The 18,103-nt window shown below is 60.8% G+C and carries 15 protein-coding genes; 5 read left to right on the top strand and 10 right to left on the bottom strand.

Features of this window, described 5'->3' with window-relative positions; genetic code table 11:
- Position 1: 1 nt before the first annotated feature.
- The 3 genes from map to FHY04_RS05995 all read left to right on the top strand — a co-directional run bounded on the left by map (position 2) and on the right by FHY04_RS05995 (position 3,492).
- A complete protein-coding gene (gene map / locus FHY04_RS06005) occupies positions 2-781 on the top strand; it encodes a type I methionyl aminopeptidase (protein WP_183935791.1) in 780 nt (259 codons plus the stop codon).
- Positions 782-1,097: 316 nt separating this feature from the next.
- On the top strand, positions 1,098-2,117 hold the full coding sequence (locus FHY04_RS06000; protein WP_183935790.1) for a D-cysteine desulfhydrase family protein: 1,020 nt from the start codon (positions 1,098-1,100) through the stop codon (positions 2,115-2,117).
- A gap of 154 nt (positions 2,118-2,271) precedes the next feature.
- Positions 2,272-3,492: an esterase-like activity of phytase family protein gene (locus tag FHY04_RS05995; RefSeq protein WP_183935789.1), complete on the top strand. Its 1,221-nt coding sequence runs from the start codon at positions 2,272-2,274 to the stop codon at positions 3,490-3,492.
- Positions 3,493-3,607: 115 nt separating this feature from the next.
- Here FHY04_RS05995 and FHY04_RS05990 read toward each other — a convergent pair whose 3' ends face one another.
- The 8 genes from FHY04_RS05990 to FHY04_RS05955 all read right to left on the bottom strand — a co-directional run bounded on the left by FHY04_RS05990 (position 3,608) and on the right by FHY04_RS05955 (position 13,190).
- A complete protein-coding gene (locus FHY04_RS05990) occupies positions 3,608-4,711 on the bottom strand; it encodes an App1 family protein (protein ID WP_183935788.1) in 1,104 nt (367 codons plus the stop codon).
- Positions 4,712-4,850: 139 nt separating this feature from the next.
- Positions 4,851-5,702: a hypothetical protein gene (locus FHY04_RS05985; RefSeq protein WP_221211657.1), complete on the bottom strand. Its 852-nt coding sequence runs from the start codon at positions 5,700-5,702 to the stop codon at positions 4,851-4,853.
- Between the two features lie 853 nt (positions 5,703-6,555).
- Complete coding sequence (locus FHY04_RS05980; protein WP_183935786.1) at positions 6,556-7,260, bottom strand: EAL domain-containing protein; 705 nt, start codon at positions 7,258-7,260, stop codon at positions 6,556-6,558.
- Between the two features lie 95 nt (positions 7,261-7,355).
- Positions 7,356-8,495: a class I adenylate-forming enzyme family protein gene (locus tag FHY04_RS05975; RefSeq protein ID WP_183935785.1), complete on the bottom strand. Its 1,140-nt coding sequence runs from the start codon at positions 8,493-8,495 to the stop codon at positions 7,356-7,358.
- 26 nt (positions 8,496-8,521) lie between these two features.
- On the bottom strand, positions 8,522-9,811 hold the full coding sequence (locus tag FHY04_RS05970) for a GGDEF domain-containing protein (RefSeq protein ID WP_183935784.1): 1,290 nt from the start codon (positions 9,809-9,811) through the stop codon (positions 8,522-8,524).
- An 11-nt stretch (positions 9,812-9,822) separates the two neighbouring features.
- Positions 9,823-10,251 (bottom strand): phosphonate transporter, encoded by a 429-nt coding sequence (locus FHY04_RS05965; RefSeq protein WP_260171336.1) that lies wholly within the window; start codon positions 10,249-10,251, stop codon positions 9,823-9,825.
- A 29-nt stretch (positions 10,252-10,280) separates the two neighbouring features.
- Complete coding sequence (locus FHY04_RS05960) at positions 10,281-12,101, bottom strand: bifunctional diguanylate cyclase/phosphodiesterase (protein ID WP_183935783.1); 1,821 nt, start codon at positions 12,099-12,101, stop codon at positions 10,281-10,283.
- A 129-nt stretch (positions 12,102-12,230) separates the two neighbouring features.
- Positions 12,231-13,190 (bottom strand): IS481 family transposase, encoded by a 960-nt coding sequence (locus tag FHY04_RS05955; protein WP_183935782.1) that lies wholly within the window; start codon positions 13,188-13,190, stop codon positions 12,231-12,233.
- Positions 13,191-13,605: 415 nt separating this feature from the next.
- On the opposite strand from FHY04_RS05955, the gene FHY04_RS22265 reads away from it, so the two are divergent.
- On the top strand, positions 13,606-14,292 hold the full coding sequence (locus FHY04_RS22265) for a transposase (protein WP_221211656.1): 687 nt from the start codon (positions 13,606-13,608) through the stop codon (positions 14,290-14,292).
- 253 nt (positions 14,293-14,545) lie between these two features.
- Entirely contained in the window at positions 14,546-14,944 is a 399-nt protein-coding gene (locus tag FHY04_RS22260) for a transposase (RefSeq protein ID WP_221211655.1), read from the top strand.
- A 63-nt stretch (positions 14,945-15,007) separates the two neighbouring features.
- Here the strand turns inward: FHY04_RS22260 and FHY04_RS05945 are convergent, their stop codons facing one another.
- Together FHY04_RS05945 and FHY04_RS05940 are read right to left on the bottom strand one after the other, a co-directional pair.
- A complete protein-coding gene (locus tag FHY04_RS05945) occupies positions 15,008-16,810 on the bottom strand; it encodes an IlvD/Edd family dehydratase (RefSeq protein ID WP_183935781.1) in 1,803 nt (600 codons plus the stop codon).
- A gap of 35 nt (positions 16,811-16,845) precedes the next feature.
- Positions 16,846-18,003 carry an aldose epimerase family protein gene (locus FHY04_RS05940; RefSeq protein ID WP_183935780.1) on the bottom strand — a complete coding sequence of 386 codons (1,158 nt, stop codon included), beginning with the start codon at positions 18,001-18,003 and terminating at the stop codon, positions 16,846-16,848.
- Positions 18,004-18,103: the final 100 nt, after the last annotated feature.

The raw sequence follows: 18,103 nt of genomic DNA, 5'->3' as shown, positions 1-18,103 counted from the left end.
CATGGTGAAGACCTCTGACGAACTTGCGCTCATGCGCGTCTCCGGCAAACTGCTAGCCTCGGTCTTCGAGATGCTCGACGGGCAGGACCTGGACGGAATGTCGACGCTGCAGATCAACGTTTTAGTCGAGGACTTCATCACCGTTGAGCTCGCGGCACGCCCTGCGAGCAAAGGGCAGTACGGCTTCAAGTTCGTCCTGAACTGTTCGATCAATCATGTCGTTTGCCACGGCGTGCCGAAGGACGACGAGATCGTTCGCGACGGGGACATCATCAATCTCGACATCACACTGGAGAAGAACGGCTTCATCGCGGACTCGAGCAAGACGTATATGGTTGGCGACGCGCCGCCCGCTGCGAAGCGGCTGGTACGCGTTGCGCAGGAAGCAATGTGGAAGGGCATCGGCCAGGTTCGACCCGGCGCTCATACTGGCGACATCGGCTTTGCAATCGAGCGTCACGCCAAAAAGCATGGCTACTCGGTCGTGCGCGAATTTTGCGGGCACGGCATCGGTCGCGAGATGCACGAGGAGCCGCAAGTCATGAATTTCGGGCGTCCGGGAACGGGGGTGCGGCTGCGCGAAGGCATGGTTTTCACGATCGAACCGATGGTCAACCAAGGCACCCGGAAGGTCTCTACTCAGGAAGACGGGTGGACGGTCGTGACCAACGATCAAAAGCTGTCGGCCCAATTCGAGCATACGGTTGCGGTTACTAAGGATGGGGTTGAGGTTCTGACGCTTCGGCAAGACGAGAGGCCGATGGCAGCGGGCGTGGCTTGACCCCGGAACGTCTGCTTTTGCTGCTGTCTTCCCAAGTGTGGCCAGACCCCATCTCTCCCTTTTTCAGGACGTGCAGACAGCTGATCCCGTCGCGGAAAGCTGCCGTCTAACGAGATGAACAAGTGGCGGAAGTTGGGAGACTGCGATGGCCTCTCGAACGTCCGGAACTGGGTCGTCGCAGGTGTCAGGGTCTCATCGCCACCTTCAAACTAGCCCTAATGCGCAACTGCGGGAATGACCGCTTATGAGTTCTTGAGCGTGACGAGGTTGCCCGAAGCTGTCACGAGAGATAGCTGCCGCTGGACCGGAACGATCAATGCATAGTCACCTTGGAAAACTTCCTCGATTTGATCTGGTAGAGGGGTGCACGCCGATCGAGCGTCTAAGCCGGCTGGAGCAAAAGCTCGGCTACGAGGGCTGCCCTCCGATCTACGTTAAGCGCGACGATCTGATGGGCATCGGTGGGGGCGGCAACAAGCTCAGGAAACTGGAGTTCCTGATCGGCGAGGCACTGAACCAGGGCTGTGATACGTTCATCACCACAGGCGCACGGCAATCGAACCATGCCCGACTGAGCGCGGCGGCATCAGCGCGCGCGGGGCTCTCTTGCGAGCTGGTTCTGACCGATACCGTCGCGCGCGATGACGAAGCCTACCGGCGCAACGGCAACGTGCTGCTCGACGATCTGTTCGGCGCAATTTGCCATCGAAGACCAGCTGATGTTGATGCTTTGGCGGTCGCTCAGGAGCGCGCCGAGCAATTGTCCGCCAAGGGGCGCCGCGCCTATGTCGTCGGTTCTGGCGGCTCTTCGCCACTCGGCTGCCTCGGCTACGCTGTGTGTGCAGAGGAGATAATCGCGCAGGAGAAGGACCTAGGGCTTCGCTTTGGCCGGATCATCTTGCCGAACGGTAGCTCTGGCACACATGCAGGCTTAGCTGCGGGGCTGAAGGCGGCTGGAGACGAGCCCGGCCGGATCGAATCTTTCACCGTCCTTGCCCCTATCAAGAAGGCGCGAGCAGTCACCATCGACCTTGCCGTGCGAACCCTGGCGCTCATCGATCCAGCCAGTGCGTTTGTAGAAGGCGACATCGTCGTCACGGACGGCCAGCTCGGTGAGGGATACGGCGTGCCGACCGACGCGATGTTCGAAGCAGTGAAACTGGTTGCCCGGTCTGAAGGGCTGCTGCTCGATCCGGTCTATGGTGGGAAGGCTTTTGCTGGCCTCATCGCTGCTATCCGAGAAGGCGCATGGCCCAATGAGGAGCCCGTGTTGTTCGTCATGACAGGCGGCTTGCCAGGCCTATTCGCATACGAGCTTGCGTTTCGCCAAAATTAGCTCTGCTGACGCCTTATAAAGTCAAGCTCCGGATCGGAGCAAAGGCCTGAAATTAGCGATACCCGTAAACGGAGGATCGCTGTTCCGGCAGAAACCCGCCTAGGGCTTGGTGCGTCTGCTGCGGCGAATAGATGACCAAAAAGGGAGTAGGGCGATGAAGGTCACGACAGTGGAGCGGATGGTCTGGACCGATCCGGTGATCGCCGATGTGCCGGTGCCCACAGGCAAACTTACCTTGCGAAGTGGGTTCGGCTCGGGACTTGCCCGACGACCGTCGGATCCCGCCGACACCTTCTGGGCGATCGGCGATCGGGGACCCAACCTGAAGGTTGCTGCCGCCATCAAGCGTTACGGACTGGTGCATCTGGAGCCCTTGCGCAACGTTGCCGGGGCAAAGGTCATGCCACGGCCGGACATTGGCCCGGCAATCGCACAGTTTCGGATTGTGGGAGACGAGGTTGAATTGGTGCGCGAGCTGCGGCTGACGACCGAAGATGGAATGCCGATCAGCGGCCTTGCGCACCCCGGCAGCGATGCGCTGCTGTCCGAACCGGTCTTCGATTTGTTCGGAGCGCCGCTTGCCCCCGATCCGCAGGGTATGGACACCGAAGGGCTCGTCGCGATGTCCGACGGCAGCTTCTGGGTCGGGGACGAATTCGGTCCGGCACTGGTGCGCTTCGATATCGACGGGCACATGGTGTTGCGCCTGCTGCCGGGCTCTTCCGATCCGACCGGGGCAGATGCACGAGGCCTGCCGATACTAGCGGCACGGCGTCAGCTTAATCGCGGTTTCGAGGCCCTGGCGGTGTCGCCGGACGAAAGCTGCCTGATCCTCGCGTTCCAAAGTCCACTGGCGCATCCCGACGAGGCGGCGCACAGGCATGGGCGCCACGTGCGGCTGTGGCGGGTGTCGTTACCGACAGGTCGTGTGGTTGCTCAATACGCCTATCCGCTTGAGCTAGAAGGCGCCTTCCACCGCGACACAGCCAAAGGGAAATTCGATCGCAGCGACATCAAGGTCAGCGAGCTTGTGTGGCTACCAGGCGGCGACCTATTGGTGTTGGAGCGCGGATCCGAGACGACGAAAGTCTATCGTTGTACGGTCGATACAACACAGGTGCTCGGAGCGGAACACCTCGACATCGCACACCGTCCAACGCTCGAAGAACTGAGCGCGTCTTCCGAACCGTTCCCGCTACCGACGCTGACCAAGTCGCTGATACTGGATACCGACGATCATCCGGAAATTTCAGCGGACTTGGAGGGCATGGTTCTGCTGGCGGCGAACCAACTACTGCTGGTGAATGACAACGATTTCGGCGTGGAGGGTGCGGAAACGGCGTTCTGGCGCATCACTTTTGATCGTCCGTTGTAGGGTAGACGGTTCGTTCGCAAGTCGCTTTGGCAGCATGCACAAAGCAGTCGAGCAGGGCAGTTCCCGTTAGGCCGTGACGTAGTAACGACGACCTAGGGTCGCTAGACACGATAGCTTACGGCCAGGCCGGCGGAACTAAGGCTCCGGCAGCCTCGCGCGGCCGGTCGAGACCAAGCGAGGTCACCACCGCCAGCGCATTTTCAAACCCGGCCCCGCAGAATGTTGGTACGCCACATGCGTCAATTTCGGCAAGCAAGGTGCCGCCCGTACCCTCGCGACAGGAACCGTCGACATCTCGGATGAAGACCGCTGCTACGCGACGACCGAACTCCCTGACCACCTGTGTATAGATAGCCACGTCGCGCTGGCCATTATCGCCGATCAGTAGGAAACGAAGCTGGGGGTAGAAGGCTAGTATCGATCTGATGGCTTGAAGCTTGTGCACATCGTGTCCGCTATCGATCAGTTTATCAGCATCGATGCCGTAATCCTTCAGGAACATCGGACCATGCGGAATGGAATTGTTTTCCAGGAACTCGGCAATGAATCCGTAGAGATTCCACGGCGAGGACGAGACGTAGAAGAACGGTCTCGCGGGCGCGATATGGTCTAGCGCAATCATCTGGTAGAGAGAGGCAGCACCCGGAACCGCCAACCTGTCCTCCGGTCGTTCGATGAGCACGCGCCGCCAGTTCCTTAGGAAATTGGTGGCGCCGGTTTCAATCACGGTGTCGTCGATATCTGATATGATCCCCCAATTCTGATCGTTCCCCGGCGCGATCACTGGTACCTGTGTGTCCGGAACGTCGCCGTCAGGGACTGACAGCGTTACCGTCTCCCACCGCGTTGTCTCGGGTAACGGCTGATCGATCATCAATTCGATGTCGAAATATCCCTCTTCGTCGGTGACTATGTCCTGCGATTGCCCATAGCCCTCTACGTGGACGGTCACGCCGGGGAGCTCTTGGCTGTTGTAAATCGCCAGCATCGCACGAAGCCGCACGAGCATGTTGTCACCTGCGTGGAGCGGCTTTCCGTAACGGACGATCCTGCCCTTCAGGCGCACGGTCGTCGCATTGCGATACCCGGCATATGCGAGGAGCCGCACCTTGCGGCCGTGTTCTTCGCCTATGTCGAAGACGGTCTGGATCGTGTCGACATCTCGTTCGAGCCCAGCGATTGCTGAACGCAGAAGCTTATAGAGAGAGGACGCAGCCATTGTGAATTAACAGGGGAATGGTTTTACGGGTTCCCCTGTTTGTAGCCTATACATGTCAATACCCGAGCCTTTCACCGTTGGGTGTCGACTTTGCTGATAGCACCTTCCGACTGAAGGCGGGTCTTGGCGATCAATCATCCTAGCAGCCGTTCGTAGCATCGATTGACCTGATGAGAGGTCGGGTTCCTTCCGAGGTGAGGCGGACAATGGCGCTGCCGTTGCAGCGCAATCCCGGCGCAGCGTAGCGATACGTTACCCGGTAGGCGCCACTCTGAAGGGGGCTGATGCTGGTCAGCCGCAAGGGGTCCCGCAACCGGCCGTAGAAGCGCGAGATCGCGTCGGCCGAGTAGGCGCGGCTCGACCTCTTCTGCGGTATCACCTGCGCAGAAGCCACGTCGCCGCTCCCGGTACCGAGGGCGTTGTAGAAGGTCCGCACCGTCGCTTCACCCGATGATCCAACGACCGTGTCGGGTCGAGAGGCGCTCGCAGGTGCTTCTGATGTCTTCGCAACCGAGGAATAAGGGGCTCGTGCCGCAAGGTTGTCTGCGCTTGAACCCTCGATCTGGGAGGCCGAAGTTCGATCAGCGATCTCCGTCGGTAGCGCCTCCGGGCTTGGCGGCTCCGCATCCGAGACCTCAGTATCGACCGCGGGCAGCGGACGGTATGTCGCATCGGATAGGCTGAATGCGGCGAGTTTGCCCACAATCGGCGCTGCGCCCGTGAGGGCATAAACTAAACCGCTGGCATCGGCCGCGTCCTGAGCCGTGTAGGCGATGTCCGCCGCCAGGCGGCGGTCGCCTCCAAGCGCCTGTTCGGAGCCCGGCGGAACGTCGAGGATAATGCGTCCTTTGCAGCGCGTCACGTCGAGCGCCGGATCCCAGCCTTCCACGACCGGCTTTTCCATCCTGATGAAGGAGAATGCCTCGAGCGTGTCGAGGTTGTTGCGGTGGTTGCTCTGCTCCCGCGCTTGATCGAAGATGACGCGCTTCATGCGATCATAGGCTGTACTCGACGCGCAGGCCGCCTTGTGTCTTCGGGCTTCGGCTCGCGTCTGTGCCGTCTCGGCCGGCTTGTTCTCCTCGATCTTGCCACATGCGCCAAGCGAAAATGCTAGGACAATAAGGCATGCCGGGGCATTCGCCGATGACGCTGACAGGCTCATAGCCACTCCAAAAAAATTCAAACTCCTCAGTTCAACCTTTGCAAACGGGCAAGGTTCATGGTCGGTTCGAATGCCTGACAGGTCTTAGAACGCGATCGGGCACGACGAACGCACGCGAACCCGGTCGTTTGAAGGCGGACCGGCGCCCTGCCTGCGCCTCGCCGCGGCCGGCGCGCCGGTGCCGCAACGTCCGTCCACAACGCTTTAGTGGCCGCTAGGCGCCGTCGGCGGCTTGCCCGTTTGCGCTGCGACATAGCGGCTTCCAGCGCGACCAGTCTAACTGTCGATACGCTAATATCCACAGGCGCCGCCTTGCGACACTGGTTGGGTCCGCAGCCCATCGCCGAAGTTGGGCCTCGGGTTACCAGCCTGAACGAATGACCGAAGCTGGGAACCGCTTTGCAGCCGCTGAACGACCGAATATGGGTCTGGCCGGAAAGTCTCAGGCGGGGCAAGTTCGCCCAAAGTCGGACATAACATGCCGGTTTGAGTGCGCCAGTAAGCTGCCGTTTTTTAATGCCGGAAGCGTCGCCGCAACTTGGCTGCGAGCGAGACGATCAGCGCAGCTGGAATGCCCACCAGCAATGCAGCTTGCCGCAGTCCAAAGCGTGAGCACTACGAGCAGTAGTTAGCGCAGCGATTGGGAGCCCGATGAGGCGATCCGATCCACCAGATGCCGGGACTAAACACCTAGCACCACCTCCGGTAATGCATCCACCGCCGGCCGTCCGAGTAGATATCCTTGGCACAATCGAACGCCGACCTCTTTCAAGGTTTGCAATTCCTCTGTGGTCTCGATTCCTTCAGCGATGCACTCAACCCCCAGAGCCTGGGCGATCTGCAGGACACCCGCAACGATGGTACGGCGTGAAGCCGATCCATCGATCCCGCGGATCAGCGCCATATCAAGCTTGAGCATATCCGGGTGCAGATCCGCGAGCAGACCCAAGCCCGCATAGCCCGCGCCGAAATCGTCGATCGCTGTAGTAAAGCCGCGTGCACGATAGGCCTCGATGATATGCCGAACGTGCGCCACATCCAGCATGCGCTCGTCCTCGGTAAACTCGAACATCAGACGGCCCGGATCAAACCCCACGCGTCGCGCGGCCGCAAGCGATGCCCTGATGCACGCGTCGGGTTCGTACACTGCGTTCGGCATGAAGTTGATCGACAGTTTCGCGTCTCCGTCGTGAACGAACAAGCGGCCAGCGAGCTCGATCGCCTTTACCCGACACGCTTGATCGAACTTGTAGATCATGTCGGAATCCACGCTCGACAGGACTTCGCCGGCCGACTGACCATCCGTGCCGCGGACCAGGGCTTCATAGGCAAACACCGAGCCGGTCGTGATATCCACGATCGGCTGGAACGCCATCGTGATCGCCATCTTCAGCGGCGTACTTGTCTTGCAGCCTTGGCAGGCGGCTGTCGTTTTGAAAGGCACCGCTGAAGCTTTGTCAGCCGACGTGATTGGTGAATGCATCATGCCCAGTCTTCTAGTTTGCCCATCGCGTTACGGGGTAGAACGGTTCCGAAGCGAAAGCTTTTGGGGCGTTCATGATCTTTTAGATTCTGCACTGCGAAACGATCGAGGTGAAAAGCCAGATCGCTTGCTTCTAGCCCTGCTTCGGGAACGACAAACGCCTTCAAACGGCCGTTCGCGTGCAGTCGGACCGTAACGTCGGCTACGCCGTCGGCGCGCCGCAGAACCTCGGCTACATGGTTCGGCCATACATTCAGTCCGGCAACCTTCACTGCACCGTCGCGCCGGCCGACGGGTCGCAGCCATCGCTCTCCGGCCCGTTCTATAAGGTCCGGCATTTCCGTAAGCGAGCCACCGCCGTCCGAGAGATCCCAGTCGTGATCACTTCGCGGTACCAGGTTCCAGCGAGGCAGTAGTTCATACATCGCATCGGGCACCTGTCGGAGCGCGATAGCGCCGGTTTCGGAGGAGCCGTATACGTCGATCAGGCGGCTGAGCCCCGCCGAGAGGAGTTCCTTTGCAACGAGATCATCGAGCACGCCTGCCGAGCTTACGCCGACGACGTCGTTCGGGAAGCGCCGCGTCATCCGTGATATGGCTTGCCACTGGTCCGGTACCGCCACGACGAGATCGCCCGCCACGAGTTCAAGGGTGGTGCCAAGCGGTCGCACGACGACAGGGACGCCGAGCGCACTCGGCAGGAACGCAGTCCAGATCATTCCATAGAGGTGGTTGGCGGGTACCATCGCGATTACCCGCTTCCGGTCGGCAAAGCGGTTTGCCAGATATGCGGCTTCGTTGAGCAGCGTGCCGAGAGCATGAACACATGGTCGCGCGGCTCCGGTCGAACCGGAGGTCTTGACGGTTATCGTACAGCCCCCCGCCTCGTATCCCGCCATGGTCCAGTCAATCCAGTCACTGACCTTTTGCGGGGCTTGTGCGGCCAACGAGGTGTCATCAAGCCCGAAGGTTTCGGCCAGAGCGCCAAGCGCCCCAAGCTGTTCGAGCGAGTCCAGCCCCAAGCCTTCGTCGCCAATGAGCATGTCTTCAGGCCATTCACCTGATAGCATCGAAAACAAGGATCCATCCCGCAGGCGCTGTACTTCTATGGCCGTGACGGCGCAGGCGATCCGGTACACTGCGGACCGCCCAATCCCTGATCTCGTCACGCGGCCTTGGTCTCGACTGCGAAGACCCGGTTCCGTCCGGCACGCTTTGCCGAATAAAGACGTTTGTCAGCCAACGCGATGAGCGCTTCGATCGATCCTTCGGTCTCGTCGAGGGTCGCACAGCCCAAGCTGGCCGTTACCCGCAGAGTGCCCGATGGAGCTTCGATGACGACATCGGCAATCGCTTCGCGAAGTCGCTCAGCAAGCTCCATGGCTTGATCACGATCGTAGCGCGGCAGCAGAACCCCAAATTCCTCGCCCCCCAAACGCGCAAAGATGCCGCGTGGTGGCAGGAGTGTGCTGCACGCCTCGGTCACCCGGCATAGAAGGGTATCGCCGACCGGATGGCCGTGCGTATCGTTCACCGCCTTGAAGTGATCGAGATCGAGCACGATGAGGGATAGCGACTGGCGGAGTTCGCGCCAGCTTTCCTGCTCACGCGTCATGGCTTGACTGAAATGGCGTCGGTTTGCAGCGCCGGTCAGATGGTCACATGTCAAGAGACGCCGCACATCCTCCGTGGCGGCTTCGCGACGCGGTACATCGCGTAAAATGACGGAAAACCGAGGTAGGACGGCGTTGTCGCGGGCCGAGCGCGCAACGACGAGACGCTGGCACCAATAGCGCTCGCCATCAGCGCGTTGCTGCCACCCTTCTTGGAGATGCCATCCCTCGCGAACGGCGATCGCAAGCTGCTCATCCAGCCGGAGATCGCCGCCAGGCAAATCGGTGCTGAGGACGTCGGCAAGGTTGTGCCCTGTCACGTCGGTTGGCTCATACCCCGTCTGCCGGGCAAAGTGGGTATCAGCTGCTGCGATCTGACCATCTGGTGTAATCGTGAGCGCAGCATAGCCATTGACGCCGTCGAGTAGGGTGGCGAACCAGGTGTCGGCCTGTCGCAGGCGGTTTTCCTGGACAACCTGATGGCTAATATCGGTGAGCGTTGCCATGAACCGGTCAGCGCCGAGCTTGATCAGAGTACAGGCGAGGACCTTTGGCGTGGCACCGCTCCTGCCCGGTCCCAGGTCGACGAAGACGCGGTGGCCATCACAGATACGTCCCGTAGGCAGCGCAAAGGCTCCCGCCATGCTTCGCAGTTCCGGCGCATGCTGTTCGAGCGCGGAGAAGAAGTTGCTTACGTCACGTGGCCCCGCCAGCGGCAGCAAGTGCTGCATGGCGTTCGGGTTCATCAAGCCAATCTCGCCGGTCGCGTCGCATTCGATCAAGCCGATCGGACAGGCATATAGAAATTCGAGGAGTTCCTCCTCGCCCGACGTATCGGTCATTCGGTTAGCCTTCAGCGTTGGATGAGCACGTAGCGGCGCGGCGTTTGCGCGGTCGCGAGCAGTCGCAAGCGCACCTTGGTCGGCCGCATGCGAAGCGTCAGGACATAGGGGAAAACGTCATCGAGTTCCGGTTCGTCTTCGAACCGCTGGGCCACCATAAAATTGTTCATGCACTGTGCGACCGCGTCAAAGAACGGAACGCCGATTACCGTGGCCGGATCCAGCCCTGACATACGGGCCTCAGTCGCATTATAGACCTGCACTATCGTGTCTACGCCGAAGCCCACGATGCCGAAGGGCAGGGCATCGCGTTCCGCGCTTCCCATGGCCTCAAGGTCGTACAGTCCGACCGTTTCGAAATCGACATTTTTTGGTAACACGATCAGCAGCTCCTCATTGGCGCGTCTTGCCCTAAGACACTTAATTATCTGCAAAAGCATAGGCGATTCTGGCCGCCGTCAATCACCCACTATTGGTTGATGCGTAGACTCGCGCAGCTTGGTGGGCCCTCAGGCTTCAGGGGGGAAGCTAACGTATTGGCCAGCCGGTCCGAGAGCCAGGCAACGAACTGGTCCGCTTCCATCGGTCGCGCGAACCAGAAGCCTTGAGCTTCCTCGCAGCCCAATTCCCTCAGAATGACCGCTGCCTCGTTGGTCTCAACACCTTCCGCGACCACCCGATAACCGAGCTTGTGCGCCAGACCGATCATTGTTTCGACTAGGACGAAGTCGGATCCCGTCGCCTCAGACAAATTGCGCACGAACGTTTGGTCAATTTTCACGACTTGGGCCGGCAAGCGCTGAAGATAGGCAAGGCTGCTATGACCGGTGCCGAAGTCGTCAATCGCAAGGCAGACCCCTGCGGCTTCGAACTTGCGCAGCATGTCCAGCGCCTGGTCTGGCTGATCCATAATCGCGCTTTCCGTCAACTCAATCTCAAGGCAGCCGAACGGCAGCTTCCGATTGGTCAGACCAGACTCGATCCGCTCGATGAGGTCCGCTTCGCCGAGATTGGCAGCCGAAATGTTCACCGATAGCGTTATGGCCAGCCCGGCGTCGTTCCACCTCGCGAGCTGGTCCAACGCTCTCCCCAGAACCCATTGTGTGGTCGGTCGGGCAAGTGACGTCTGCTCAATGATCGGGATGAACTCTGCCGGAGAGACGTCGCCTAGACGTGGATGCCGCCATCGCAGCAGCGCTTCGGCACCGATACATAGTCCCGTCGCAAGAGCGATCCGAGGCTGATAAACAAGCCGCAGCTGGTTTCCTGCCTCGAGCGCGGTGCCAAAATCTTGTAGAAGACCGTACTGACGGCGATGTGCTGTGTCGCGTGCCGGCGAATACGAGGCTATCGATCCGTCCGTGCTTCTTGCATCCTGAGCGGCACTCGTTGCTCCACGAATGACGTCATCGACTGATACGGCGCCAGCGACGAATGACCGGACACCGATCGCGATGTTGGTGACGAACCGGGCCGAGGACGACGCTCGCAAGCTCTCAAAACTAGACTTCAGAAATTCGATATACGCCCCTTGCTCGACGTCCGGCGCAGAGATGAATGCGAATTGCGCAACGCCGACCTGGTAGGCGCTTCGCTCCGGACCAAGCGCGGCTCGAAGCGACTGCGCAGCCTCATGAACGAGCTGGTCGACACGTGCCGAGCCCATGACGCGCGTAATCCTGCCAATCTGGTCTTCACGTGCCAGGTCGACGACGACGGCGATGTAGCGCTCTCCTGCATGGTCTCGCGCCAGGTCCATCAGATCCTCGCGGAACTGGCTTCTCGTCGGCATTCCACTGACTGGATCGATCCGACCAAATGCGTGCTGAAGTTCGATCTGCGCCATGACCATGGCGGCCAAATCAGTAAGAGCTGTAATCTCGGCTGCCGAAGCTACCCGGGGTTCTGTACTTAGAACGCATAACGCTCCAAGACCATACCCATCGTTGGTCACTAGCGGGGCGCCGGCATAAAAGCGGGTGCCGGCACGGCCAAGAGGGCTGTCGGCGTAATGAGGGTGCTCAAAGATGTTCTCGATGACCAAGGTTTGCGTCGATTCCGCAACCGCGGCACAGGGTGCCTTGTCTCGCGGAATGCTGCGATGATCGACCCCGACCCGGGACTTGAACCATTGCCGATCATGATCGGTCAGCGATATTGCGGCAACCGGCAGGCCGAATATTTGGCTAGCCATCCTGGTAATACGATCGAAGCTTTCGCTTGCTGGGGTATCCAGCAGTTTCAGCTGATATAATGCGTCCAGGCGGGACGTTTCCTGTTGGGTGCGCACACGAACTCCTTCGTGTTTACGCTTACAATCAAAACCTTAACGGTTCTAAGTCTCCCTCAGCGCTACAGGGTAACGTATGTTGAGAAACTACCAATTTCGTAGGGCTCGCTAGGCCACTGCCCGTATCCCTTAGGTGTTTAGTCCCGGCATCTGGTGGATCGGATCGACGATGAACCTATCCGGCTCTGACGTCCAGATTTTGGCGATGTATTCGTAAGGCGTGAGGCCACTGAGCGTCTTGAGCCGGCGGGCGAAATTGTAGGCTGCCATGAAGTCGGCGAGGTGCACCCGCAACTGCTCGTGGCTCTCGTAGTGAAAGCGTTTGACGGTCGCTTCCTTGATGGTGCGGTTCATCCGCTCGACCTGCCCGTTGGTCCAGGGATGGTTCGGCTTGGTTAGCCGGTGCTCGATGTCGTTCGCCTCGCAGATCATGTCGAAGCGCATTTGGCGTGACCAGGCGGTGTTGCGGTTGCGCAATTGCTCGGCGAACTGGATGCCGTTGTCGGTCAGGATCGTGTGAATGCGGTAGGGCACGGCCTTCAGCAGAAGTTCGAGGAACTCCCAAGCCGTCCGCCTGTCAGCCTTGTCGACGAGTTGAGTGACCGCGAACTTGCTGGTGCGGTCGATGCCGACGAACAGGTAGAGCTTGCCCTCGGCGGTCTGCACCTCAGCGATGTCCACGTGGAAGAAACCGATAGGGTAGCGCTTGAAGCGCTGTCGCTTCGGCTTGTCCCCCTCAATGTCCGGCAGACGGGATATGCCATGACGCTGCAGGCAGCGGTGCAGCGCTGAGCGTGTCAGATGCGGCATCGACGGCTGCAACGCATAGAGGCAATCGTCGAGCGGCAGTAATGTGTGACGCCGGAATGCGACGACCGCTGCCTCCTCGGCTTCGGTCAAGGTCGTGGAGTGAGGGGCGTTCGGCCCGGTCTTCAGATCCTCAACCGTAGCCCGTTTGCGCCATTTCGCCACCGTCTTCGGGTTGATCCCAAGCTCCCGGCTCAGCGTCGAGAGCGAAGCTTGCGATCGCTGTATTGCTGCTCTGACGGCGTGCGTGGTCGTGGCGCTCCCGTGACGTACCTGTCCCATACGGCTTCCTTCCAGTCTAACGAAAGGATCGCACCATCAAACCGTGGGATCAAACACCCAGGTTTAGATAGATTATTATTTTGAATTATATAGTCGTATAGTTTGCCATTTGCCATTTGCCATTTGCCATTTTCTACATGATTGGTGACGGCTTCTGCGTCGTAATTAATTGAGACATCGATGGGCCGTCCGAGAGAGTACACTATATGAGTTGATACGCCGGCTCCACCGGCTCGGTTTTTTATAATGGCCAGAAGTCGCATTTGCTAATCTCTCAATAACCTTGATACCAAGCTAACTAGCGGGGCGTTGGTTTGCCATTGGCTCTCTCGATTTTGATGTAGAGATCAAACAGACTGTGTGAGAACTCGGTCTGAGGATTCCCGCGGATCGCAGCGCATGGTATGTTTCTGGCATGGCGCATCTGTCTGGAGCGGACCGCTCGCAGCTCTTGCTGCTGCCCGAGGCGGTAGATGATTATGTAGGACCGGATAATCCGGTCAGGTTCATTGAGGCCTTTGTTGACGGGCTCGACCTTGGGGCGGCCGGCTTTGAGCGTGTACAGCCCAAGGGAACGGGCCGCCCGGGCTACGATCCGGCAGATCTGCTAAAGCTGTACATCTACGGCTACCTGAACCGGATTCGGTCGAGCCGGCGCCTGGAAACCGAGACGCACCGCAATGTCGAGGCCATCTGGCTGCTACGGCACCTCAAGCCCGATTTCAAAACCATTCCCGACTTCCGCCGCGACAACCGTGCCGCCTTTAAGACGGTGTTCCGCGAGTTCGCGGTGCTGTGTCGTCAGCTCGATCTGTTCGGGCGCGAGCTCGTGGCGGTCGACGGCACGCGCATTAAGGCGGTCAACAACAAGCCCCGGAACTTCACCCGGTCGTCCCTCGTCAAAGCTATCCAGGTTGCGGACGAGAGGCTCGCCGGCTACATGAAACGGCTCGACGAGGGCGATGCTGACGAAAATCGCACGCCGGGCGGCGGTTCCGGCAATGGTGATGGCAAGCTTGCCGAGAAGATCGCCGCCATTAAGAGCAAGCGCGATCGTCACAAGGAGATGCTCGCCGAACTGGATCGCACCGGCGCCGACTAGGTCTCGCTGACCGATCCGGACGCCCGCGCGATGGCGCGCATGACCAAAGTGGGGGTCGGCTACAACATCCAGCTCGCCGTCGACGTGAAGCACAAGCTGATCGCCAAGCAGGCGGTGAGCAACCAGGTCCTCGATCTCGGCCTGCTCGCGCAGATTGCGACAGCGGCGATGGAAGTGCTCGGCGTCGAGCGGATCGAGGCCGTTGCCGATCGGGGTTACGGCTTATGTGCCAAAGCCAATCCGCGGTCCCGCCGTGCGCGAGGGCTTCTTCGGCAAGGACGTGTTCCGCTACGAGCCAGACCGAGACGTCTTCGTTTGCCCGGCTCGGGCAACGCTCTCGCCGCGGTACAGGGGCAAGTCACGCGACAATGTGAAGGTCGACTATGCCAACCGCGATGCTTGCAAGGCGTGCTCGCTAAAGTCGCGCTGCACTCAGTCATTCCGCCGCGTCTCGCGCCTGGAGAACGAGGCCGTTCTCGACCGCATGGCGGCGCGGTTGGCCCTGCGCACCGATGTGCTCGACCACCGACGAAACAGCGTCGACCATTCCTTCGGCACCATCAAGCAGTGGATGGGCCAAGGCACGTTCCTGATGCGCCGGCTCGAGAACGTTCGCGGCAAGTTCAGCCTGACGCGCATCACCGGGATTTAAAGTTGGATGGACCTTCCGCACACCACCGCCCCCGTTCTATCGACGGAGAATAGAATCAGACGTTCAGTGGTTGTCGCGCGGTAGCCCCATTGTCTGCGCAATCCGCTGATACTTCTCGGCACCCTCGAGGATCGCGCCCGTTTCCATCTGGCCGACGGTGGCGCGCTGGATTTCCTGCCAAGGCGTCTGCGAACGCGGGAAGGCATAGCCGCCGTCAGCGGTGAGGGCGCGGCGGCGATCGGCGAGTTCCTCGTCGGAGATCAGCACGTTGGCGCTGCCCTTGGCGAGATCGATGCGGACGCGGTCGCCCGTGCGGATCAGCGCAAGGCCGCCCATCGCCGCGGCCTCAGGCGAGGCGTTGAGGATCGACGGAGACCCCGACGTCCCTGACTGCCGGCCGTCACCGATACAGGGGAGGGCATGAACCCCCTCCCTGATCAGATACGCCGGCGGCCGCATGTTGACGACTTCGGCGGCACCCGGATAGCCGATCGGCCCGGCGCCGCGCATGAACAACAACGTGTCGGTCGTGATGCCGAGCGACGGGTCGTCAATCCGGTGGTGATAATCTTCGGGACCGTCGAACACGACCGCGGGGCCCTCGAACGCCTCGAGATCGTCAGGATTGCTGAGATAGCGTTCGCGGAACTCCGGCGAGATGACGCTCGTCTTCATGATCGCGCTGTCGAACAAATTGCCGCGGAGCACGATGAAGCCGGCATCCTCCAGCAGCGGCGTCGCGAACGGCCGGATGACGCGCTCGTCCTCGATCGCCGCGGTCCGGCAATTGTCGCCGATCGACTTGCCGTTCGCGGTCATCGCTTCTTCGTGGATCAGCCCCTGCTTCATCAGCTCAGCGACGACGGCGGGCACGCCGCCGGCATGATAATAATCCTCGCCGAGATACTCGCCCGCAGGCTGAAGATTGACCATCAACGGCACCTTGTGGCCGTGAGTCTGCCAGTCGTCGATCGGCAGGTCGACACCGATGTGGCGCGCGATCGCGGCGAGGTGGATCGGTGCGTTGGTCGAGCCGCCGATCGCCGAATTGACGACGATCGCGTTGTGGAACGCCTCCTTGGTGAGGATGTCCGAAGGCTTTAGATCTTCGGAAACCATGTCGACGATGCGCTTGCCGGTCTTGTACGCGACCTCCTGGCGGTCGCGGTAGGGCGCGGGGATCGCGGCCGAGCCGGGCAGCTGCATGCCGAGCGCCTCGGCGAGCGAATTCATCGTCGTCGCGGTGCCCATCGTGTTGCAATAGCCGGTCGAGGGCGCCGACGAAGCGACGAGCTTGATGAAGCCTTTGTCATCGATCGCGCCGGTCGCGAGCAGCTCGCGCGCCTTCCACACGATCGTCCCCGACCCGGTCCGCTCACCCTTGTGCCAGCCGTTCAGCATCGGGCCCACCGACAGCGCGATGGCGGGAATGTTGACGGTCGCCGCGGCCATCAGGCAGGCAGGCGTGGTCTTGTCGCAGCCGATCGTCAGCACGACGCCGTCGAGCGGATAGCCGTACAGCACCTCGACCAGCGCGAGATAGGCAAGGTTGCGGTCGAGCCCGGCGGTCGGGCGCTTGCCGGTCTCCTGGATCGGGTGGACCGGGAATTCGAGCGCGATCCCGCCCGCCTCGCGGATGCCTTCGCGCAGGCGTTCGGCGAGCACGAGGTGATGGCGGTTGCAGGGGCTGAGGTCGCTGCCGGTCTGCGCGATGCCGATGATCGGCTTGCCCGAACGCAGCTCCTCCAGAGACAGCCCGAAGTTCAAATAGCGCTCCAGATAGAGCGCGGTCATGTCGATGTTCTCGGGGTTGTCGAACCAGGCGCGCGAACGAAGCTTCTGAAGAGGCGTGGTCAAGTCGGTCATCGATTGGGCTTTCTGAAAATCGGATCAGCGGGGGGTCAGCGGGCGACGGAAACGCGGTAGATCATGCGGTGGTGATAGGGCTTGCCCGGATCGACGCGCGCTGAGCCGAACGCCGGCTGGTTAGGCGTGTCGGGAAACTTCTGTGGTTCGAGCGCTAGGCCGTCGCCCATCCGATAGACGTGACCCGACTTGCCGACCAGCGAGCCGTCGAGGAAATTGCCCGCGTAAAATTGCACGCCAGGCTCCGTCGTGAATACTTCGAGCACGCGACCCGATGCAGGGTCCTCGACGCGGGCGGCCAAGCCGGGCTCCGCGCTCGCGCCCTTGTCGAGCACGAAATTGTGGTCCCAGCCGCGGCCGATGACGATCTGCGGATCGCGGCCGTCACGGATGCCATCTGACAGCGCACGGCCCTTGGTGAAGTCGAACACGGTGCCGGCTACTGGCTTCAACTCGCCGGTCGGGATCAGCGCAGCATCGACGGGCGTATAGCGGCGGGCGCGGATGGTCAGACGCTGGCCGTAGATCCCGGTCGCCGAGCCTTCGCCGGCGAGGTCGAACAGCGCATGGTTGGTCAGGTTGACGATCGTCGGCGCGTCGGTCGTCGCATCGAAGTCGATCGTCAGTCCGCCCTTGTCGTCAAGCGCATAGGCGACCTTGACCGCAAGCGTGCCCGGATAGCCCTGGTCCCCTGCCGGGCTGGTCATCGTCATCACGACCTTCGCCTGCGCGCCGTTCGAGACCGAGACGATCTTCCAGATCCGCTTGTCAAAACCGGTAGTGCCGCCATGCAAACTGTTGGTCTTGTCATTGAGCGGGAGCTGATACGCCTTGCCGTCAAGCTCGAAACGGCCACCGGCGATCCGATTGGCATAGCGTCCGACCGTCTGGCCCCAGAAGTTCGGTGCGCTGACATAGCTTGCAGCATCGTCATAGCCGAGCGTGATGTCGACCGTCTTGCCGTTGCGGTCGGGCGCGCTGAACGACTGGAGCGTCGCGCCGAGCGTCATGATCCTCGCGCTGACGCCGTTGCTGCCGGTCAACGTCACCGCCTCGATCGCGGTACCGTCGGGCAGGGTGCCGAATGCACCGCGCTTGGCCGTCGCGGCGTTGGCGGCCTGAGCCGTCAGCGCCGCCAGTGCGACTGATAGTATGATCCCCGACTTCGACACCGACTTAATCATTGCGCGCATCCCGTCCTTAATCGTTCGGCGCCGTTGACGCGCCTTATGCGGCTATATAGTCAGACAATATATTTCTGGGCAAGCCGTGCGGGAAAAGACGATCGACCAT

The sequence above is a fragment of the Sphingomonas sp. BK481 genome, assembly GCF_014194875.1.
Classification (GTDB): domain Bacteria; phylum Pseudomonadota; class Alphaproteobacteria; order Sphingomonadales; family Sphingomonadaceae; genus Sphingomonas; species Sphingomonas aerolata.
This window is presented reverse-complemented; position numbering and strand designations above follow the sequence as displayed.